General features: G+C 36.5%; 21 protein-coding genes. 8 read left to right on the top strand and 13 right to left on the bottom strand.

The window, feature by feature from the left end:
* Nucleotides 1–26: 26 nt before the first annotated feature.
* The 5 genes from GFO_RS00615 to trmB all read right to left on the bottom strand — a co-directional run bounded on the left by GFO_RS00615 (nucleotide 27) and on the right by trmB (nucleotide 3,195).
* Nucleotides 27–269 carry a NifU family protein gene (locus tag GFO_RS00615; protein ID WP_011708051.1) on the bottom strand — a complete coding sequence of 81 codons (243 nt, stop codon included), beginning with the start codon at nucleotides 267–269 and terminating at the stop codon, nucleotides 27–29.
* Nucleotides 270–1,406: an Mrp/NBP35 family ATP-binding protein gene (locus GFO_RS00610; protein ID WP_011708050.1), complete on the bottom strand. Its 1,137-nt coding sequence runs from the start codon at nucleotides 1,404–1,406 to the stop codon at nucleotides 270–272. It lies immediately after the preceding gene.
* Between the two features lie 137 nt (nucleotides 1,407–1,543).
* On the bottom strand, nucleotides 1,544–1,885 hold the full coding sequence (locus GFO_RS00605; protein WP_011708049.1) for an MGMT family protein: 342 nt from the start codon (nucleotides 1,883–1,885) through the stop codon (nucleotides 1,544–1,546).
* A 2-nt stretch (nucleotides 1,886–1,887) separates the two neighbouring features.
* Nucleotides 1,888–2,514 carry a LysE family translocator gene (locus GFO_RS00600; RefSeq protein WP_011708048.1) on the bottom strand — a complete coding sequence of 209 codons (627 nt, stop codon included), beginning with the start codon at nucleotides 2,512–2,514 and terminating at the stop codon, nucleotides 1,888–1,890.
* Nucleotides 2,515–2,520: 6 nt separating this feature from the next.
* Nucleotides 2,521–3,195, bottom strand: coding sequence for a tRNA (guanosine(46)-N7)-methyltransferase TrmB (gene trmB / locus GFO_RS00595; RefSeq protein WP_011708047.1), 675 nt, complete (start codon nucleotides 3,193–3,195; stop codon nucleotides 2,521–2,523).
* A gap of 66 nt (nucleotides 3,196–3,261) precedes the next feature.
* Here trmB and GFO_RS00590 point away from each other — a divergent pair, with 66 nt between their 5' ends.
* Nucleotides 3,262–4,323 (top strand): glycosyltransferase family protein, encoded by a 1,062-nt coding sequence (locus tag GFO_RS00590; protein WP_041249958.1) that lies wholly within the window; start codon nucleotides 3,262–3,264, stop codon nucleotides 4,321–4,323.
* Here the strand turns inward: GFO_RS00590 and GFO_RS00585 are convergent.
* Both GFO_RS00585 and GFO_RS00580 read right to left on the bottom strand, forming a co-directional pair.
* Nucleotides 4,261–5,340 (bottom strand): sensor histidine kinase, encoded by a 1,080-nt coding sequence (locus GFO_RS00585; protein ID WP_011708046.1) that lies wholly within the window; start codon nucleotides 5,338–5,340, stop codon nucleotides 4,261–4,263. The two genes, GFO_RS00590 and GFO_RS00585, sit on opposite strands and share 63 nt — an antisense overlap.
* Nucleotides 5,340–6,023: a response regulator transcription factor gene (locus GFO_RS00580; RefSeq protein WP_011708045.1), complete on the bottom strand. Its 684-nt coding sequence runs from the start codon at nucleotides 6,021–6,023 to the stop codon at nucleotides 5,340–5,342. Before GFO_RS00580 ends, GFO_RS00585 begins: the two co-directional genes overlap by 1 nt.
* 175 nt (nucleotides 6,024–6,198) lie before the next feature.
* On the opposite strand from GFO_RS00580, the gene GFO_RS00575 reads away from it, so the two are divergent.
* From GFO_RS00575 to GFO_RS00560, 4 genes are all read left to right on the top strand, one after another.
* A complete protein-coding gene (locus GFO_RS00575; RefSeq protein ID WP_011708044.1) occupies nucleotides 6,199–8,997 on the top strand; it encodes a TonB-dependent receptor in 2,799 nt (932 codons plus the stop codon).
* 57 nt (nucleotides 8,998–9,054) lie between these two features.
* Nucleotides 9,055–11,034: an autotransporter outer membrane beta-barrel domain-containing protein gene (locus GFO_RS00570; protein ID WP_011708043.1), complete on the top strand. Its 1,980-nt coding sequence runs from the start codon at nucleotides 9,055–9,057 to the stop codon at nucleotides 11,032–11,034.
* Between the two features lie 155 nt (nucleotides 11,035–11,189).
* The gene (locus tag GFO_RS00565; RefSeq protein ID WP_011708042.1) at nucleotides 11,190–11,528 is read left to right on the top strand and encodes a T9SS type A sorting domain-containing protein; all 339 of its coding nucleotides are present in this window, start codon (nucleotides 11,190–11,192) and stop codon (nucleotides 11,526–11,528) included.
* Nucleotides 11,529–11,613: 85 nt separating this feature from the next.
* Nucleotides 11,614–12,588: a LuxE/PaaK family acyltransferase gene (locus tag GFO_RS00560; RefSeq protein WP_011708041.1), complete on the top strand. Its 975-nt coding sequence runs from the start codon at nucleotides 11,614–11,616 to the stop codon at nucleotides 12,586–12,588.
* 348 nt (nucleotides 12,589–12,936) lie between these two features.
* Here the strand turns inward: GFO_RS00560 and tyrS are convergent, their stop codons facing one another.
* A complete protein-coding gene (tyrS, locus tag GFO_RS00555) occupies nucleotides 12,937–14,232 on the bottom strand; it encodes a tyrosine--tRNA ligase (RefSeq protein WP_011708039.1) in 1,296 nt (431 codons plus the stop codon).
* 81 nt (nucleotides 14,233–14,313) lie between these two features.
* Here tyrS and GFO_RS00550 point away from each other — a divergent pair, with 81 nt between their 5' ends.
* On the top strand, nucleotides 14,314–15,327 hold the full coding sequence (locus tag GFO_RS00550; protein WP_011708038.1) for an NAD-dependent epimerase/dehydratase family protein: 1,014 nt from the start codon (nucleotides 14,314–14,316) through the stop codon (nucleotides 15,325–15,327).
* Here the strand turns inward: GFO_RS00550 and GFO_RS00545 are convergent.
* The 3 genes from GFO_RS00545 to GFO_RS00535 are packed head-to-tail and all read right to left on the bottom strand — an operon-like array spanning nucleotide 15,324 to nucleotide 17,942.
* A complete protein-coding gene (locus tag GFO_RS00545; protein ID WP_011708037.1) occupies nucleotides 15,324–15,878 on the bottom strand; it encodes a DUF4296 domain-containing protein in 555 nt (184 codons plus the stop codon). The two genes, GFO_RS00550 and GFO_RS00545, sit on opposite strands and share 4 nt — an antisense overlap.
* Nucleotides 15,868–17,211 carry a dihydroorotase gene (locus tag GFO_RS00540; protein WP_011708036.1) on the bottom strand — a complete coding sequence of 448 codons (1,344 nt, stop codon included), beginning with the start codon at nucleotides 17,209–17,211 and terminating at the stop codon, nucleotides 15,868–15,870. Before GFO_RS00540 ends, GFO_RS00545 begins: the two co-directional genes overlap by 11 nt.
* Nucleotides 17,211–17,942 carry a polyprenol monophosphomannose synthase gene (locus GFO_RS00535; RefSeq protein WP_011708035.1) on the bottom strand — a complete coding sequence of 244 codons (732 nt, stop codon included), beginning with the start codon at nucleotides 17,940–17,942 and terminating at the stop codon, nucleotides 17,211–17,213. The genes GFO_RS00540 and GFO_RS00535 overlap by 1 nt, the downstream gene beginning before the upstream one ends.
* A 102-nt stretch (nucleotides 17,943–18,044) precedes the next feature.
* Between GFO_RS00535 and GFO_RS00530 the strand changes: the two genes are divergently transcribed.
* Together GFO_RS00530 and GFO_RS00525 are read left to right on the top strand one after the other, a co-directional pair.
* Nucleotides 18,045–18,698, top strand: coding sequence for a DUF4271 domain-containing protein (locus GFO_RS00530; protein WP_011708034.1), 654 nt, complete (start codon nucleotides 18,045–18,047; stop codon nucleotides 18,696–18,698).
* A 24-nt stretch (nucleotides 18,699–18,722) separates the two neighbouring features.
* Entirely contained in the window at nucleotides 18,723–19,469 is a 747-nt protein-coding gene (locus tag GFO_RS00525) for a uroporphyrinogen-III synthase (protein ID WP_011708033.1), read from the top strand.
* Nucleotides 19,470–19,553: 84 nt separating this feature from the next.
* Here GFO_RS00525 and pckA read toward each other — a convergent pair whose 3' ends face one another.
* Together pckA and GFO_RS00515 are read right to left on the bottom strand one after the other, a co-directional pair.
* Nucleotides 19,554–21,152 (bottom strand): phosphoenolpyruvate carboxykinase (ATP), encoded by a 1,599-nt coding sequence (gene pckA / locus GFO_RS00520; RefSeq protein ID WP_011708032.1) that lies wholly within the window; start codon nucleotides 21,150–21,152, stop codon nucleotides 19,554–19,556.
* Between the two features lie 77 nt (nucleotides 21,153–21,229).
* Entirely contained in the window at nucleotides 21,230–21,619 is a 390-nt protein-coding gene (locus GFO_RS00515; RefSeq protein ID WP_011708031.1) for a DUF423 domain-containing protein, read from the bottom strand.
* Between the last annotated feature and the right edge of the window lie 12 nt (nucleotides 21,620–21,631).

The raw sequence follows: 21,631 nt of genomic DNA, 5'->3' as shown, positions 1-21,631 counted from the left end.
GTTTGAATTCAATTAAAAGGCTGGTACTATCTTTCAATATTTACTACCTTTTCAATTTGAGGTACATATTTTTTTATAGTCATTTCCACTCCACTCTTCAGCGTCATTTGGTTTACTGTACAACCAACGCAGGCACCTTCTAATTGCACTTTTACCAGGCGATCATCTTCAATGGAAACCAGGGAAATATTCCCTCCATCACTTTCCAGAAATGGACGAATCTCGGCCAAAGCCTTTTCAACATTCATTTTAACTTCTTCGCTCGTCATCTATTTTTTATTAACAGCACTGCATCCTGCCATAGTGGTAATCTTTATAGCTTCTGTTGGAGGCAGATCTTTGTTTCTATTTACGGTTTCCTGCACCATATTTCTGGTAATATCTTCAAAAGCTTTTTCCAATGGAGTTGCTGTTTGAAGCGCTGCAGGTCTGCCAATATCTCCCGATTCTCTCAGGCTTTGAACTAAAGGAATTTCTCCGAGGAAAGGTACTTTTAAATCTTTTGCAAGATTTTTAGCTCCTTCCTGTCCGAAAATATAATATTTATTTTCCGGTAGTTCTTCCGGAGTAAAATAGGCCATATTCTCTATGATACCAAGTACAGGAACGTTAATACTCTCCTGCTGAAACATAGCCACCCCTTTCTTTGCATCGGCTAAGGCAACATTTTGCGGAGTACTTACGATCACAGATCCCGTAATAGGTAGTGATTGCATGATAGAAAGATGAATATCACCTGTTCCCGGAGGAAGGTCTACCAGCATGAAATCCAGCTCACCCCAATCTGCATCAAAGATCATTTGGTTAAGTGCTTTGGCGGCCATAGGACCTCTCCATACCACCGCCTGATTTGGTTTTGTAAAGAACCCTATAGAAAGGATCTTTACACCATAATTTTCAACAGGCTTCATTTTGGATTTCCCGTTCACATTAACCGAAAGAGGTCTTTCAGCCTCCACATCAAACATCATGGGGGTAGAAGGACCATAAATATCTGCATCAAGGATTCCCACTTTGAACCCCATTTTAGCAAGTGTTACCGCAAGATTTGAGGTTACCGTAGATTTCCCTACTCCCCCTTTTCCTGAAGCAACCGCAATAATATTCTTAATCCCGGGAATAGCTTTTCCTTTGATCTCAGGCTGCTTTTTTTCCGGAGCCTGAACTTTAATATTTACTTTAACTTTTGCTTTTTCGTACACTTTCTCATGGATGGCTTTCATAACATCCACTTCCGCTCTCTTTTTGATATGAAGAGCAGGAGTACTAAGTACAAGATCTACTACCACTTCATCTGCAAAAGTCATTACATTTTGAACTGCACCACTCTCCACCATATTATTTCCTTCACCTGCTACAGATATGGTTTCCAGTGCTTTTAAAATCTCTTTTCTGTCTAATTTCATATAGGAATTTTAATCAGATTCTTTAGCTTATATAGACTGATTCTAAACGCAAATATAGTTGGAAAAGCTAAGAATACGAAGAATTTAGCCATTTTAGATTTATGCGGTAATAGTTGGAAATTATAATTAGAAAAAACCTACAAATCCCGGGAAAGTTCTTTCATAGGATCCCAGAAATACTTTTCGAAATTAAGGATCTGAAGTTCTATTACCTCTACCCCTTCTTCTTCAAGTAGCTGTTGCATGGCATTGCTTCCTCCAAAATGACTTTTCCCTGTAAGCAAGCCTTTTCTATTCACCACTCTATGAGCGGGAACATCTTCTAGTTTTTTAGAAGAATTCATAGCCCAACCCACCATTCTTGCACTTTTGGCAGCTCCCAGATATTTAGCGATCGCTCCGTAGGAAGTCACCCTGCCCTCAGGAATAAGCCTGCAAACTTCATAAACTCTCTCAAAAAATCCGGAATTATTACTCAAAGCTATGTATTGAATATTCTTATAAGCGCAACTACAATAAGCACCAACATTAAACCGGCCATAAAATAATTAGAATATTTCGCAAACGATTCAGCCTTCTTTTCAATTTTATCAAAAAGGACCACATAAAGGTAAAGGGAGGTAAAACTCCCCAAACAGGCTGCTGCTGCAAAAGAAATAATTAAAGACCAGGGGTATTCCATCTCTCCTCCACTAATATCCATGGCTCCGGCAATAGCTACAAAATAAGGAATAGGAAAAACGTTTAGGGCAGCAATGAGCATTCCTTTAAAAATACTATTTGCATTGGCTTTTTGACGATTATGCCTAATCCCTCTTTTATGTCTTGCCTGGATGAAGAAATAAACTGCCAGAATACAGAATACTACTAAACCTGCTCTTAAAAGCATCTTCCGTACGAAAGGATGATCAAAAATATATTTTGCCAGTAGTACTGCTATAAAGGCTTGAATTAGAATAACAATCCCTGCACCTATGGCTACATAGAGTCCGTTTTTCTTACCTTTTTCAACACAGGTTTTGGCAACGGTCATATTTACCAAACCGGGTGGAACTACTCCAATAAAAGCAGCCAGGTAAGTAATTAGGAAAAGTTTTGTTTCTTCCAATAGCCCTTATTTAATCTTGAATCGAATATACGTAATTGGTTTTCCATTTTCAAGATACTGGTTTTCGTAGAAAGTTTGTATCCCGGTCACCTCTTTTGGAGAATATTCGTTTTTATAAATATCGTGATGAGCATATAAAATTTCATGCCCTTCACCATGTAAAAGCCCTAACGTATACCCATGCATGAATTCTGAATCTGTCTTTAGATGCATAATCCCGTCTTGCTTCAAAACATTTTTATATCGTTGAAGAAAATCAGTATTTGTTAATCTGTGTTTTGTTCGCTTATATTTTATCTGAGGATCGGGAAAAGTGATCCATATCTCACTAACCTCGTTAGTAGCAAAAACATACTCTATAAGTTCAATTTGAGTACGAATAAAAGCTACATTATCCAGACCTTCTTCTAAAGCTGTTTTTGCGCCACGCCAGAACCTGGCTCCTTTTATATCTATCCCTATAAAGTTCTTATCGGGATTTTTCCTGGCTAATTCCACCGTATATTCGCCTTTTCCACAACCTAGTTCAAGAACGATAGGATGATCATTTTTGAAAAAATTTTCGCTCCATTTTCCTTTTAGTTCGAATACATTATCTGTAAGCTCTTCCCTGGAAGGCTGGATAACATTTTCGAATTTTTCGTTTTCTTTAAAGCGTCTGAGTTTATTCTTACTTCCCACTAAAAATTGATATTTTGGTAAAATTAAAGAAAATCAACCACCTGTCTATAAGATTATATTTGTAAAATGTCAAAGAAGAGAATATTGGTGGCCATACTCAATTGGGGATTAGGTCATGCTACCCGGTGTATTCCAATAATAAAAGAGCTTCAGCTAAATGATTTTGAACCCATTATAGCTTCAGACGGGCAGGCTCTTGAACTTTTAAAAAAGGAATTTCCAGGTTTAAATCATATTGAACTTCCTTCCTATAATATTCAGTACTCTAAAAATGGAAGATATCTTAAATGGAAAATGATCAAGGATAGCCCAAAGATCCTGAAGGCTATAAGAGAGGAAAACGAACTCACCAGCAAAATAGTTGAAAGCTATAATATTCAGGGGATTATTTCAGATAATCGTTTTGGTGTAAGAAGTAAAAAGCTGAAAAAAAATGTATTTATCACCCATCAGCTGAATGTTCTTAGTGGAAGCACTTCGTTTTTAAGCAGCTATATACATCAGCAATATATTGGCAAATTTGATCAATGCTGGGTACCGGATGTTGAGAAAGAAAGCAACCTAAGTGGTATTTTAGGACATCCCAAAATGAAGCCAAAGAATGTAAAATATATTGGCCTACTAAGCAGACTGGAAAAAAGAAGAACTCCTGAATTATATGATTTTCTAGTATTGTTAAGCGGTCCTGAACCTCAGCGAAGCATCCTTGAATCTATTTTACTGAAAAAACTCAAAAAATATGAAGCCCGAATACTTTTTATTCGCGGAGTAATTTCAGAAGAGAAATTAAATTTACCGGATACAACTATTGAAATCAAGAATTATCTCTACGGAAAAGCTCTTGAAGAAGCTATAAATTCAAGTAAATATATTATTTCCAGATCTGGTTATACTACCCTGATGGATCTTGCTAAATTGCATAAAAAGGCATTTTTTATTCCTACCCCGGGGCAAAAAGAACAGGAATATCTGGCAAAAAGACTTGAAAAACTAGGGATTGCTCCTTTTTGCAAACAGGAAAAATTTGATTTGACTCAGTTAAAAAGGATTGAAGATTATAAAGGTTTAAGTGATTTCGGGAATCACACTGTCTTCAGGGATCTTTTTTCTTTTTTCGAGCGTGAATGAAAATTCGCTTCCAACCCCAAAGACACTTTCAACATAAATTTTCTCTTTATGAGCTTCAAGGATATGTTTTACAATGGAGAGTCCAAGGCCAGAGCCTCCTTCTTTACGGGAACCGCTTTTATCAACGCGATAGAAACGTTCGAATAAACGAGGAATGTTTTCATTCTCAATTCCTTCACCATTATCGGTACACCTCACTATCACTTTATTTTTAATTAGATTTTCGATACTAATCTCCGTAGTCCCGCCTTTCTTACCATATTTAACCGAATTAACAATAAGATTGGTAAGTACCTGCTGAATTCTTTCCCTATCGGCTCTCACATAGATTGGCTCTTCATAATCAAAATCAAAAGTTAGCGTAATTTCCTTTTTAGCTGCTTTCATTTCAAGAAGATCAAATGAAGCCTGAATTAACTCTACAATATCAAAAGTTTCATAACGCAAATGAAGATCGCCAGTTTCAAGTTTGGTGATCATATCAAGGTCTTTTACAATATAAATAAGTCTCTCAACACCTCTATTAGCTCTCGCTAAATATTTTTTTCTGATAACTTTATCTTTATGAGCGCCATCCAGGAGTGTGAGAATATATCCCTGAACAGTGAACAAGGGTGTTTTTAACTCATGAGAAACATTTCCCATAAACTCCTTTCGATATCCTTCCCTCACCTTTAATGTTTCAATCTCCAGTTTTTTGTCTTCAGCAAATTTCTTTACCTCACGGGTAAGACTGGACATATCTGTAGTGATTTGATTGGGACTCAGTGTTTTTGAATCCAGCAAAGAGACATTATCATACACCTTCTTTATTCTTCTATAAATAAAACGCTCTACTCTATATTGAATAATTAAAAAAGAAAAAAAGTAACAGAAAATGGCAAAAATAAATAGTGAAACCCATATAGATTGAACCTCAAAAAAAGCAAAAAGCCCCATGATCACACTTAGAAAAACACTTATGTAAAGGGCAGTTCTAAGAGCAAATCTATATGAACGTTTGAATTTTTGTGCCATTAAACAACAAACTTATAACCAACTCCCTTGATAGTTTTGATTTTATCGTCGCCAATTTTTTCCCGGAGTTTTCTAATATGAACATCTATAGTCCTGCCTCCTACTACAATATCATTCCCCCATACATTATCAAGAATATCTTCTCTTTTGAAAACCTTTCCGGGTTTTGAAGCCAATAATGAGAGCAGCTCAAATTCTTTGCGAGGCAGCGCCATCTCATTCCCATTTTGCACGATCTTATATTCTTCACGATTAATGGTAATATCACCTAATTTCACAATATTAGATGACGTGTCTTCTTCCCGATACCTTCTTAATAGAGCTTTCACCTTACTAACCAAAACTTTTGGCTTAATAGGTTTTGTAATGTAGTCATCGGCTCCGGCATCAAATCCTGCCATTTGGGAATAATCTTCACCACGCGCAGTAAGAAAGGTAATAATAGTGCCCTCCATATCTGGCATTTTTCTAATCTGTTCACAAGCTTCAATCCCATCCATCTCTGGCATCATCACATCAAGGATTATAAGATGTGGTTTCTTTTTCTTAGCAATTTTCACAGCATCTGCACCATTATCTGCAGTAATAACACTATAACCTTCTGAAGAAAGGTTATAACCCACTATTTCCAGGATATCCGGCTCATCATCAACTAATAAAATCTGAATGTCTTTTTTCTTCATAACGAATTAAGATATGGTTAAGAGCCCATAAAATTAACTAATAATTTGAACTATAAACGCCTTAACACATTAGTAACATTAAACTAACCCTTTAATGACAAACCATTAATCCTTAGATAACATCGGCCAAAGGTCTTCGCCGTTAATTTGCAGCGAGATATTATAGCAAAGCAAAATGAAAAATTTTTTATTACTAACATTCCTACTTATTGTGAGTGTAATTCAGGCTCAGGACACCACCGGATCTATCGCCGGAAAACTTTCTGACCGCGAAATGAGCGGAGAACCTCTCCCGTTTGCAAACGTATTAATAAAAGGATCTACCAAGGGCACCACATCAGATTATGATGGTCTTTATTTATTAGATAAGTTACAGCCCGGAACCTATACACTTGTATTCAGCTTTATAGGATATGAAACATTAGAAGTACCAGCTGTAGTTGTTGAAGCCGGAAAAGTAACCGAAGTAAATACGGATCTTGGTTCCAGTGCAGCTGCTTTGGATGAAGTTGTAATCACTACTGTTTTGCGAAGGGATTCTGAAGTAGCCCTGTTAATTGATCAGAAAAACTCTGTGGATATAAAAGAAAGCATCGGAGCTCAGGAATTAGCCAAATTAGGAGTATCCGATGCCGCGACAGCAACTACAAAGATTTCTGGAGTTACAAGTAGTGAAGCTTCCGGAGATATTTTTGTTAGAGGTTTAGGTGACCGTTATTTATATACTACCTTAAACGGACTTCCAATTCCTTCAGACGATGTAGAACGTAAGAATATCGACCTTGGATTATTCCCTACAAGGGTTATTCAGAATATAGGGATCAGTAAGAACTATTCATCTGAAAATTCAGCAGATCAGGCTTCAGGAAATATAGATATCACCTCCCGAGAACTTAGAGGGAAAAGTGAACTGGATCTTGGAGTAAGATTTGGCGCTAACACCAACGCAATTGGTCAGTTTAGCGATTTTAAAGTTTCTCCAAATCAGGAAGATGTTTATTTCGGGTTTTACGATCAGGCCATCCCCACACGATTTTCTTTAAATAATCAGGATTGGGATCCGGGAGAAGCAGTTCTTCCAATTAATAGGAGGTATGCGCTTACTGCCGGTAAAGAATTTGGAGATTTCAGAATTTTACTTACCGCTTCAAATTCTTCTTCCTTTGAATATAATGAAGGAACTTTCGCTAACTATCGTAACAACGATTTTGAAGATGGTTTTACCGATGCTACCAATTACAAAAAGACCGATAATAACACGGCTCTCTTAGATCTGGGTTATGAGATAAACGATAATAACAGGATTAAAGCAACCAGCTTATTCATCAATAAAGTCTCAGATGAAGTTTTTGAAGGAGGAAGAAACGGTGAAGGCGTTGTTTTTGAGGAAAGTGATCGAGGAGATGGTTTCAACCAGTTTGTTCGTGACCAGAATACCAAACAAACAAGGTTATGGGTAAACCAGCTGCATGGTTTCCATGAACTATGGGATGGCAAAAATGAACTTGAATGGGCTGCAGGTTATAATATGGTAGATGCCGATGAGCCTAACCGTATTAGAAACGAAGTGAACATTCATCCTACAAAGCCAATTCTACTTGGTGAAACAAACGCTTATCAGCAAAGAAAATCTGTGCAGCAGATTGATGATATCGAATTCAATGGATTAATAGAAAATCAATATAATTTTATTCAGGAGGATGAAACTGAAAAGAAGTTATTCGTAAAAATTGGAGGGAACTATCGTAATAAGCAAAGGGATTTCTATTCTCGATTCTTTGGAACCGAAGAAAGAGATTATAATACTATAAACCCTACTTCTATTGATAATCTTAGCGGGATATTCACTACTGAAAACTTCAACTCAGGAGCTCTTGCTTTTAATGTACTTAACCCTGATATCTACGAAGGTAGTCTGGAATCTATTGCGGGTTTTACTTTTTTCAACTATGGGAATACAAAATGGAATGTAAACCTTGGCGCTAGGATTCAACAAGATGATATCAATGTAATATTTGATGTGAACAACTACCCATCAAATCTTCCAAATTTCGTGTATAAATCATACGACAATATTTATCCAAGTATCAATTTTAGATTCTCTCCTAGCAAAGATTCTAACATTAGACTGGCAGCAAGTAGAACGATTACTTTTCCTGAATTTAAGGAAATTGCACCTTTTGAATATGTTTCCCAAACAGGCCTGGTTACAAGGGGTAACCCAGACCTGGAAGCTTCCACAAATACGAACCTGGATCTTAAATATGAAATTTTCCCAAGCTCCGGAGAATTGATTTCATTAACCGGATTCTATAAGAAAATTGATAATCCCATCAACAAAGCCAGAGAGAGGGGATCTGCTCCTGTATTCTCCTATTTCAATGCAGGAGAAGAAGCTAACATTTATGGATTGGAGCTAGAAGCCAGAATGGATGTGATCGAAAATAAAAACGAAGCAGGTCTTGACCTCTCAGTATCAGGGAATGTGACTAGAATGTGGCATTCTCAGGATCTTAAGGATGTATATGACGATGCAGGGAAGTTTATTAGAACCTTCCGCTATAATAGGAAAGATGAAATAGGACTTCAGGGAGCTTCAGACTGGATCTTCAATGCTTCAGTAAATGTTTCAACAGAAACTGAAAAACCTTTCCAGGCAACGCTTGTAGGAGCTTACGCTTCAGATAAAATTTTTGCTTTAGGAAACCCTGAAAGTCAGAGACTGGACCAGATTGATATTCAATATAACGATGAGATCATTGAAAAAGGATTTGTAACCCTGGATCTTATCATGTCTAAAGAACTTAATGACGGTTGGGAGCTTCAGTTTAGAGGTCAAAATTTACTTAACCCGGAGATTGAAAGGTTCCAGGCGATAAGACCAATTTCAGGAAACATAGATGAATCCAATCAAACAGTAAGATCTTATAATCGTGGAGCTGTAATAAGCCTAGGAGTAAACTATAGTTTTTAACCAAATATTATTAAACCACAAACCAATATTAAACCATTGAATTTTAAAATTGAGATTATGAAAAACCTAAAAAAATTACTGTTAATGTCTGCAATTACTATGGGAATGCTGGCAACATCCTGTAGTAGCGATAATAATATTGAGCCTATTGACCCATCAGACAATGAACCACCAATCCCATCGGGGGACACCAAGCTTAACGGTTCTGTAGATGAAGATAGAACGCTTGATTCTTCAGAAACTTATAGCTTAACAGGAATATTATCTGTTGAGTCGGGAGCTACTTTAACGATTCCTGCTGGAACTGAAATTATAGCCGATACCGATACTGATGAGAGCGATGCAACAAATGTTTATATAGTAATTCAAAAAGGAGGTCAGATAGAGATTCAGGGAACTTCATCTGCTCCTGTTATTATGCGTTCTAATGGACAAGCTGGAACCTGGGGAGGTTTGATCATCGCCGGAAACGCTCCCACTGCCGCAGGAAGAAACGCTACTGCTGAAGTAGGAGGAATTATTTATGGAGGTGAAGATGCTTCAGATGATTCAGGTTCTATTAACTACCTGGTTCTTTCTGATGCTGGAGCTTCTATTAATTCTGAATCCCAGTTCAACGGACTATCCCTTTACGCTGTAGGTTCAGAAACATCTATTCAAAACATAGCTTTAATAAATGGTGCTGATGATGGAGTAGAATTCTTTGGTGGTACTGTTTCTGCCACTAATCTTTATCTTGAAAACAACGAAGATGATGCCGTGGACTGGACTGAAGGATGGAATGGGTCTCTGGATAACGTATATGTTCTGCATACCATTCAGAACTTTTCTACTGCCATCGAAGCTGATAAAGAAAATGGAAATCCGATCATAAGCAACTTTACTGCTGTATCTACTACCGGAGGAACTGCTTTGCAATTTAAAGCGACCTCTGGTGCTACAATTACAGGCCTCTCTCTTTCTGGATATGACAATGCTGTAGATATCGCAGATGAAACCAGAACAGATCTTTCAGGAATTGTATTAAATGGTGCTACTGCAGATCTAACATTGGATTACTCTGCAGATCCAACGGTAGATGTCTCTATGTTCGATTGGATCTCAAATAGAGGGCAGGTTTCTGTATTGCCTTCTAGTATTGAAGGTAATTTAACTCTTAGTGCTAATAACCAATATGTAATAAGCAGCACCGTATCTATTGAAGATGGTGGAACTCTAACAATCCCTGCTGGAACTCAGATTACTGCTAGAAGTGACGCCGAAACTGATGCTACTAGCATTTATATCGTCGTACAAAGAGGCGGGATGATAGACATTCAGGGAACTGAAAGCAACCCTGTGGTAATGTCTTCTACTTCTGGTGTAGCTGGAAGCTGGGGCGGTCTTGTGATCGCTGGTAATGCTTCTACTGATGCTGGCGTAGATGCTACAGCTGAAGTAGGCGGAATTATTTACGGAGGTGAAACAGATGATGACAACTCAGGATCTATCAACTACCTTATCTTAAAGGATGCCGGAGCTTCGATTAATTCTGAATCACAGTATAATGGCCTTTCCCTTTACGCCGTTGGATCTGGAACTACTATCGAAAATATTGCCATTATGAATGGTGCCGATGACGGAGTTGAATTTTTTGGCGGAACTGTATCTGCAAAAAATGTATATCTGGAAAATAATGAAGATGATGCGGTAGACTGGACGGAAGGATGGAATGGCACGATTGAAAATACCTATGTAAGCCATACTATAGAAAACTTCTCTACTGCTATTGAAGCAGATAAGAGAAATGCCATGCCTAAGATTATCAACTTTACGGCCGTTTCTACAAAAGGTGGAACTGCATTACAGTTTAAATCTACTTCTGGAGCTGAAATTGAAGGGCTCTCTCTAACCGGTTACGAAACTATAATTGACATTACCGATGATAACAGGACAGATCTTTCCGGGATTACAGTAGATGGAGTTATTGTAAATAAAACAGCCGCGTATAATGCTGAAGCTACCGTTGATGTTAACATGTTTAACTGGGTAAATTAATTATACCGCGTACTTGTAATAATTTGAATATCAATAATTAACCTAAAAATAAGGGCTTGCAACGTGCAAGCCTTTTTTTTATTTTATCAATTAAAAATTATGGCAGGATTTTTGAATTTTTATTTGTAGTTTTGTTTAAACCTCGATCCTAAAGAATGGAGAAAAAGTACCTATATTCCTTTTTTCTTATTTGTTTCCTGATAATTGCCGCTCCGGTAAGTGCTCAGGAATCTGATCGTGTTCCGCAGCGAACTGAAATTCCTATCGATGGTCTTTCTATTTATCCTAACCCTGTGACCGGAGGAAAGGTTTATATTTCTTCTACTAAAAATGAAGATAAGATCATTGAGATTTACAATGTACTGGGAAAACCTGTTCAAAAAACTCGTTTAAGAGGACGCGAAATGGATGTTTCTACATTAACACCCGGAATTTATATCTTAAAAATACAAGAAGGAAAAGCGAAAGCTACCCGTAAACTAGTGGTAAAATAAATTTTAACGTCTTACTTTTTTACAGAGCTTCTTTTTCAGAGGCTTTTTTTATTCCTTAATTTTGATAAAAATTCCACTTCTGCATATGCTCGAAAAAAGAATATTTGAGATCTCAGATAAAAATGAGTTTGAGTCTCTGGCATTAGAGGTATTTGAATACCAGTTCAATAATAATACTATTTACAGGCAGTTTTCTAAACTTTTACATAAGACACCTGGAGTTGTAAATAAAATTCAGGATATACCTTTCCTGCCTATTGAATTCTTTAAAACTAAAAATATTGTAAGTGATACGAGAACTCCTCAAACAATTTTTTCAAGCAGTGGAACAACCGGAACTGTAACCAGTAAACATCATGTTACCGATCTTCGCCTTTATGAGAAAAGCTTCTTAAAAACTTTCATCAAATTCTATGGTGCGCCTTCCGATTATATTTTTCTCGCTCTATTGCCTTCTTATCTGGAACGGCAAGGATCTTCATTAATCTATATGGCAGATCATCTTATTAAAAGTTCAGGAAATAAAGAAAGTGGTTTTTATTTGAATGACCTTGATTCACTTTCTGAAAAACTAGAGCAGCTGGATTCAGGCGGAAAAAAAGTCTTTTTAATAGGTGTTTCTTTTGCTCTTCTGGATCTTATTGAAAAAAGAAGGTTTAGGTTAAAAAACACCATTATCATGGAAACCGGCGGCATGAAAGGACGTCGTAAGGAAATGATACGTGAAGAATTACACCAGCATTTAAAAAAGGGGTTTGGAATAGAAAATATCCATAGCGAATATGGAATGACTGAATTGCTTTCTCAGGCATATTCCAAAGGAAAGGGAGTTTTTGAATGCCCTGGCTGGATGGATATCTTAATACGTGATCCCGAAGACGCCTTATCACTTCTACCGGAAGGAAAAACAGGAGGAATTAATGTCATTGATCTTGCTAACATCAACTCATGCTCATTTATTGCTACTCAGGATCTTGGAAGAATTAAAAATAATGAAATTGAAATTCTGGGAAGGTTTGATAACAGTGACGTGAGAGGTTGCAACCTATTATTATTATAAAAAAGAGCCTCCTTTTGTAAAGTTTCAGAAAGTTTTACGACACAACATGTGTAGAATATAATGACACTAAATCATTGATAATCTACAGGCTAAGTGAAATTTTTCATATTAGATTGGTTAGTTAGTTGCGAAGCCTTCAGATACTCTCTGAAGGCTTTCGTTTTTAACAACACTCTGCTATTTATACAATATTATTGAGGATGAAAGAAGGTGAGATACAAAATTATTGCCATCGAAATGGCAATAATGATCAGGCTAACTATATTTTCGGTTTTTGAATTATCCATATTGCTCTGTGCAAATATTTACGCAAAAACCAGTAATACAGTTTAAAACTCCTTTTATTTTTTATTTAGCGTGAATAATATAAGTGTTCTTTTTCCCTTTATTTAGAATCACATATTTATTATTGATAAGGTCTGAAGAAGTGATCGTATAGTCTTCTTTCACCTTTTCCTTGTTCACAGAAACTGAATTTTCCTTTAATGCTCTTCTTGCTTCACCATTAGAATTAAGAAAATTGGTCTTTGCAGAAAGTGCAGCTATCATATCCAGTCCTTCTTCAATATCGCTCATTGATACCTCGGCTTGTGGCACACCTTCAAAAATATCTAAGAAGGTAGCCTCATCTAGTTTTCTGAAATCATCTGCCGTGCTTTTTCCAAATAGAACTTCAGAAGCCGCCAAAGCATTTTCGAATTCTGCTTCAGAATGTACCATCGTAGTCACTTCTTTTCCAAGAACCTTTTGTAATTCTCTTTGGTGGGGTGCTTCCCTGTGTTTCGTGATTAAAGATTCAATTTCTCCTTTGCTTAAAAAAGTAAATATCTTGATATATTTTTCAGCATCTTCATCACTGGTATTCAACCAGTATTGATAAAACTTGTAAGGAGAGGTTCTATTAGCATCCAGCCATATATTACCACCTTCTGTTTTACCAAATTTTGTACCATCGGCCTTGGTGATCAGTGGGCAGGTAAGCGCATAACCTTTTCCATCTCCTATTCTTCGAATAAGCTCAGTTCCCGTAGTAATATTCCCCCACTGGTCGCTTCCTCCCATTTGAAGGGTACAGTTTTTTTCTCTGAAAAGGTGCAAAAAATCATAGCCCTGCACCATTTGATAAGTAAACTCGGTAAATGACATTCCCTCCGCAGATTCTGAAGATAATCGCTTTTTAACCGAATCCTTTGCCATCATATAATTAACCGTGATATGCTTTCCCACATCTCTAATAAAATCAAGAAATGAGAATTCTTTCATCCAGTCATAATTATTAACCAATACAGCAGCGTTTTGTATATCTGATTCAAAATCCAGGAATCTCGAAAGCTGTTCTTTCAGGGAATTTTGATTATGTCGCAGCGTAGCTTCATCCAGAAGATTTCTTTCAGCCGATTTTCCCGACGGATCTCCAATCATTCCGGTCGCTCCACCTACTAATGCATAAGGCTTATGACCGGCAAGTTGAAAATGCCTAAGCATCATAACTCCTACCAGATGACCAATATGTAGTGAATCGGCCGTAGGATCTATCCCAACATAGGCTGATCTCATATCTTTAGATAGATGTTCTTCTGTTCCCGGCATAGAATCGTGTAACATGCCACGCCAGTTTAATTCTTCAACAAAATTCTTTTCCATATTCTAATTATTCAGATAAAAACAGCCGTAAAGATACCATAAAGCTTTATTTTTCCTAAGTGCTTTAATTATATTTACCACATGATTCTGGTAACCGGAGGAACAGGTTTAGTAGGTTCCCATCTTTTATATGAGCTGGCTGCAAAAAATGAAAAGCTTAGGGCAACAATTCGCCCTTCTAGTGATATTGGTCAGGTAAGAAAGGTTTTTGGCTATTATTCTGATAAAGCTGAAGCCGACAGGCTATTTAATCGTATTGAATGGGTGACGGCAGATATTAATGATATTCCTTCTCTTAATCTGGCTTTTGAAGACATTTCCCGGGTATATCACTCTGCAGCGCTAGTTTCTTTTGATCCATCTAAGGAAGCAAAGCTGAGAAAGATCAATATTGAAGGAACTGCCAATATTGTAAATCTTTGTATCGCCAATAACATTTCGAAACTTTGTTATGTAAGCAGTATTGCCGCTATTGGATCTAATCAAAATAATTCAAAACTCGATGAAACTTCCAAATGGAATCCGGAGGAAAATCATAATGACTACGCGATTTCTAAATACGGTGCTGAAATTGAAGTCTGGAGAAGCACCCAGGAAGGAATAGATGCGGTAATTATAAATCCCGGAGTAATCATTGGCCCGGGATTCTGGAATTCTGGAAGTGGTAAAATATTTAGTAAAATAGATAATGGTTTAAGTTATCACTTTCCAAAAATCACCGGATTTGTTGGCGTACAAGATGTAGTAAAAAGTATGATTGCCCTCATGAAATCACCTATCAAAAATGAGCAATTTATAGTAGTTTCTGAAAATTTGAGTTTTGAAACAGTCTTTAAAGAAACAGCAACTTATATGGGAAAATCTGAACCAACCAAACAGCTCAAAAAATGGATGATCACTTTAGGCTGGATCTTTCAGAAAATAGGAAGCTGGTTTGGTGGAAAAAGACAAATCACCAGAGATTCTATTAACGGACTTTACGAAAAAACTTATTTTGATAATACTAAAATAAAGCAAGAGCTGAACTTTGAATTTACTCCTATGAGCAAGGTCTTAGAAGAAACTTCAAGTTTTTATACTAATGAAAAGCCTTAATTAGAGTCATCCTCGGTTAATTCCGGCGGAGCTATTAAGCTATCTTTTCTATTTTTTAATGACTCTTCAAATTTTTCCTGTTTTAATGAATCTACTTTAAAATCTTTTTTTGAATCGTCAACTTTTAAAGAATCCAAGGCTTTTATAGAGTCTTTTTTCACCTGTTTTATACTGTCTTCAATTTCTATCTCTATATCCCTAACAGAATCTAACCTGGTCTTCATAATCTGCAACCGGGCTTTTACGCTATCATAGATTCCCTCATATTGGTTATATTGTTCTGAATACCAATTACTACTTCTTTCAAACTGCATACTATCTATGTCAAACTTCTCGTAAACATAGGTATCGGGATCTACTCCAATATTTTCGAGCTTTTGCTTATTGTAATTCCTTGCTGCATGAAGCAGGGAAATTTCAGTAAGAACATCGATCATTTTTGCTTCAGGAATAAGGTCTTTCGGCTTCTCAGATTTTTTCAAATCCTGACAGGAACCTAGCAGGATCAAAGTTAAAAATGAAACAATGATATTTCTGAAATTAACGATCAAAGCTTAATCTTTCGGCGTTTTTAGTAAATGAGGTATGCTTGAAGTTCTTATAAACCAATCTTCCGTTAACAAAGGTATGGGTTATCCTGGATTTAAAAGTAGTCCCTTCAAAAGGCGACCATTGACATTTAGAGAAAATATTATCTGGTTGCACCGCCCATGGCGAGTTAAGGTCTACTAGCACAAGATCTGCTTTATAACCTTCCTTTATAAATCCTCTTTTCTCTACCTGAAATAAAATTGCAGGATTGTGACAGGCTTTTTCTACAATTTTCTCCAAAGATATTTTTCCCTGATGATGCATTTGAAGCAAAGCCGGTAATGCATGTTGAACTAAAGGACCTCCGCTTGGAGCTTTTGTATATACATTCTTCTTCTCCTCCTTTGTATGAGGAGCATGATCTGTTGCAAGCACATCCAGATGATTATCCAGTAAACCAGCCAATAAAGCTTCCTGATCCTTTTTTGTCTTCACTGCAGGATTCCACTTTATAAGAGTTCCTTTTTTGGCGTAATCTGATTCGTTGAACCAAAGATGATGGATGCAAACCTCAGCAGTGATCTTTTTATCTTTTAGAGCTTTCTTATTATTGAATAAACTTAACTCCTTGGCTGTTGAAACATGAAAAACGTGCAACCTGGCCCCGGTTTTTTTAGCCAATGCTACTGCCCTGGATGAAGATTTATAACATGCTTCTTCGCTTCTAATTTTTGGATGCAGCTCAATAGGAATATCATCGCCATATCTTTCTATACAGTCTTCTAAATTCTTCTTTACAGTTGCTTCATCTTCACAATGAGCAGCAATTAGAACCGGTGATTTTTTAAAGATTTGTTCCAGCACCTTTTCGTCATCTACAAGCATATTTCCGGTAGATGAGCCAAGAAATAATTTTAAAGCAGCAACATTCTTAGGGTCTATTTTTTCAATTTCGCTAAGATTATCATTCGTGCCGCCAAACATGAAAGAGTAATTGGCGTATGAGGTTTCTGAAGCTATCTTAAACTTTTCCTCTAATTCTTCCATATTGGTAGTTTGAGGTAAAGTATTCGGCATTTCTATAAATGAAGTGATTCCACCAGCAACAGCTGCTTTAGAACCAGTTTCAATAGATTCTTTATGGGTAAGGCCTGGCTCTCTAAAATGTACCTGGTCGTCTATAAGACCGGGTAAGAGATACGTCCCTTCAGCATCAAAAATGCTTACATCGGGAGATTTAGCACTAATACTTTCAGAAATTTCAGAAATGATCCCGTCTTCTATAAATACGTCACCATCAATAATTTTTCCTTCGTTTACAATCTTTGCGTTCTTGATTAAAACCTTCTTCATTAGACTTTTTTCCTGTTAAACAGACTTTTAAGCTTCATTTTAATTACCCCAAAAACGGCTTCAGAAATTATGGAGCCGCTCATTTTAGAAGTTCCGCGGGTTCTATCGGTAAATATCACCGGAACTTCCAATATTTTAAAATTATGAAGATGAGCTTTGAACTTCATCTCTATCTGAAAAGCATAACCAACAAACTGTATTTTATTAAGGTTTATTCTTTCCAGCACTTTTCTTTTATAACATACAAACCCTGCCGTAGTATCCTGAACGTCCATTCCTGTTACAAATCTCACATACCTGGATGCCAGCCAGGACATCAAGACCCTGTTCATGGGCCAGTTGATCACATTCACTCCTGTAATATACCGGGAACCTATTGAAACATCTGCTCCATCCCTTTTACAGGCATTGTATAATCTTACGAGATCGTTCGGATTATGGGAAAAGTCGGCATCCATTTCAAAGATATATTCATAATCTCTCTGTAAGGTCCACTTAAATCCATGAATATAAGCGGTACCAAGCCCCTGCTTTCCAACTCTCTCTTCAAGGAACAATCTTTCAGGAAATTCAGCCTGTAATGTTCTTACCCGGGTTGCGGTTCCATCGGGAGAATTATCATCTACTACCAGAATATGAAATTTGCGTCTTTGAGAAAACACATTTCTTATAATGCGTTCTATATTCTCAATTTCATTAAAGGTGGGTATAATAATTATCCCATTTACCATTCCCAAATATTTTGCACAAATGTATGCAAATTAAAACTTCAAAACTTTAAACTAAGTCGCAGGAATAATGGTCAAAATTTTACATTTGTAAAAATTTATTTCATGCAGGCCACAGAAAGAATTTATGAATTTCAGGATTGGATTACCATTATTTTCCTGGCATGTCTTGTTCTTCTGGTTCTTGCAAAATTATTATTCCCACAACGATTCGAGGAATTTATATCCCTCCTGAACTCCGGCAAATTTATAGCCTTTAAAGGAAAAGAGAATAAAGCTTTTCATCCTTTTAACATTTTATTATTATTGATACAGGCTTTAGCCGTTTCTGTGTTTCTATATATCGCCTACACCTATTTTTTCAATATTTCAGACCCAGATTTAATTATCTACATTCGTATTTTTACGGCGTACTTTTGTCTAATTCTCATTAAGGCCGGAGTAGAGAAGATCATAGGGAATATTTTTGATCTCGATGAGAAGATAGACTACTATCTCTTTCAAAAATTTAGTTACCGAAACTTTATATCTCTTTTCCTGTTATCGGTCTCGTTACTTTTAATTTATACTATTAATCCAACCGCATTACTTATAGGGCTGGTAGGAGTTTCAGCAATTATCGCTAACACTATTGCACTTATTATTATCTTCAAAAAAAATCAAAATGTACTTAGCGCCAATTGGTTCTATTTTATTTTGTACCTTTGCGCACTTGAAATCGCCCCTTATATTATTTTGTATAAGCTAATTACAAACTAATTAGAATCTAATAAAGTTTTATATATGAAAGTGAAAACAATTTTGGTTTCCCAGCCTGAACCTAAGGTCGAAAATTCACCTTATTTTGAGCTAGAGGAGAAACAAAAAGTTAAAATTGATTTCATACCCTTTATTCATGTTGAAGGCGTACCTTCGAAAGAAGTAAGACAGCAAAAGATCGATCTTTCAGATTACTCGGCTATTATACTTACCAGCCGTAATGCTGTAGACCACTTCTTTAGAATTGCTGAAGAAATGCGCTATAAAGTACCTGATTCGTTAAAATATTTTTGTTTGAGTGAAGCGGTAGCTTATTATCTGCAAAAATATGTGGTTTATCGAAAACGTAAGATTTACGTTGGAAAAAGAACCTTTGCTGAATTGGCTCCTTTGATCAAGAAGTATAAGAATGAAAAATTTCTATTACCTTCTTCAGATATGCTTAAGCCAGATGTACCAAAGACATTGAATAAACTAGGTGTTGAATGGAAAAAAGCTGTTTTTTACAGAACGGTGGTAAGCGACCTTTCCCACTTAAAAGATGTTACGTACGATATATTGGTGTTTTTCAGCCCTAGTGGAATTAAATCGCTTTTTGAGAACTTTCCAGATTTCAAACAAAATGATACCCGTATTGCGGTTTTTGGGAATACTACCATTAAGGCAGCTAAAGAGCATGGACTTGTTTGCAACATTAAAGCTCCAACGCCTGAGACTCCAAGCATGACCATGGCAATCAATAAATACATCAGTGAGGCTAATAAAAAGTAATCTTACTTAGCTTTTTATAAAATTAAAAAATCCGGTCAATTAATATTGACCGGATTTTTCATTTCAACATCTAACAACTTAAAATTACTCTACTGGAGCTCCATTCATAATCTCTTCGTTCGCATATTCTTCAAATTTCCTGAAGTTCTTTCTGAAGAAATTTGAAAGCTCTTTTGCTTTAAGATCGTAAGCATTCTGATCTTTCCAGGTATTTCTGGGATTTAATACTTCCGAAGGCACCCCTTCACAAGTTTTTGGCATTTCCAGCCCGAAAATGTTATGCTTCTCATAGTCCACATTTTCCAGCTTCCCTTCTAAGGCAGAACTAATCATTTCCCGGGTATATTTAAGCTTCATTCTGCTTCCAACACCATAAGGACCACCTGTCCAACCTGTATTAACCAACCAAACATTTACATCTGCAGCTTTCATTTTCTTACTAAGCATTTCTGCATATTCTGTAGGATGAAGCGGCATAAAAGGTGCTCCAAAGCAAGCTGAAAAACTTGGTACAGGCTCATCTACTCCTGCCTCAGTTCCAGCCACCTTTGCAGTATATCCACTAATAAAGTGATATGCAGCCTGTCCTGGTGTAAGCTTACTAATAGGAGGCAGTACTCCAAATGCATCTGCCGTTAAGAAAAAAATATTTTTTGGATTCTCCCCTGTTGAAGGTTTTTGAATATTGTTAATATGGTTTATCGGATAACTTACCCTTGTATTCTGAGTAATGGTTACATCTTCGAAATCTACATCACCGTTAGCATCCAGGGCAACATTCTCAAGAATAGCTCCCGGTTTAATCGCCTTATAAATATCAGGTTCGTTCTCTTCAGATAAATTGATCACCTTAGCATAGCATCCACCTTCAAAATTGAAAATGGTATTCTCTTTAGTCCACCCATGCTCGTCATCTCCAATAAGTTTTCTTTCAGGATCTGCAGAAAGCGTAGTTTTACCTGTTCCAGACAGCCCGAAGAAAATTGCGGTATCACCATCTTCTCCAACATTTGCTGAACAATGCATAGGTAAGGTGTTCTCGTATACGGGAAGCACAAAATTTAAAGCAGAAAATATTCCTTTTTTAATCTCTCCGGTATAGCCGGTTCCACCAATTAAAGCGATCTTTTTGCTAAAATTAAGAATAGCAAAATTTTCCTGTCTTGTACCATCTACTTCTGGATTGGCCTTAAAGCCTGGAGCATTCAGAACCAACCAATCTTCTTTAAAATTATCCAGTTCTTGATTTTCAGGACGTAAAAACATATTGAATGCAAAAAGGTTTGACCACGGATATTCGTTTAAAACCCTAATATTCAATCGGTATTTCTCATCTGCACAAGCATAAGCATCTCTTGCATACACATCTTTATCCCCAAGATATTCGGCAACCTTATTATAAAGACTATCGAATTTTTTCGTATCAAATGGAATATTAATATCTCCCCACCATACCTTATCTTTAGTTACCTCATCTTTTACTATAAATCTGTCTTTTGGCGATCTTCCTGTAAACTCACCAGTGTTGACAGCCAAAGCTCCAGAGGAGCTTTCAACTCCCTGACCAAGCTTTATAGTTTTGTTGTGTAATTCTTCCGGAGAAAGCTGATAATGTACTGTGGCATTTTTGATCCCGTAATCCTCTAACGAAATCGTTTTCGTAATTTGGGTGTTATCGACCATAAAAAATCAATTCTGTTGTTTGTTTAGGCGTACAAAAGTAAAAATCTTATGTAGATAAAACGCTAAACAGAATCAATTTATTTCTTTTTTAACTTTATGAATTTCAGGAGTAGTATGATCCAGCCAATGATTAAAAGGCTTCCTCCTAAAGGAGTCAATAACGCAAAAGGAGTAAAATCTACACCAAACATAGAACCGGTGGACAACAGATAGATAGAACCTGAAAAAAGGATTATCCCAATACAAATAAGATAAAACACGATGTTTAATTCTCTTTCCTGCAAAGATTTTAAGGATCCTATAATTAGTAACAATAAAGCATGATACATTTGAAATCTAACTCCGGTTTCAAAAGACCTAAGAGACTCAAGAGAAATAGATCCTTTTAACCCATGTGCAGCGAAAGCACCAAGAATTACGGCAAATGACCCAAATACTGTTCCGGCAATTAAAAATTTTCTATTCATAGGTAGATACGT

This window comes from Christiangramia forsetii KT0803 (genome assembly GCF_000060345.1).
Classification (GTDB): domain Bacteria; phylum Bacteroidota; class Bacteroidia; order Flavobacteriales; family Flavobacteriaceae; genus Christiangramia; species Christiangramia forsetii.
The sequence above is the reverse complement of the archived record's forward strand: the minus strand, read 5'-3'. Positions and strand labels throughout refer to the sequence as shown.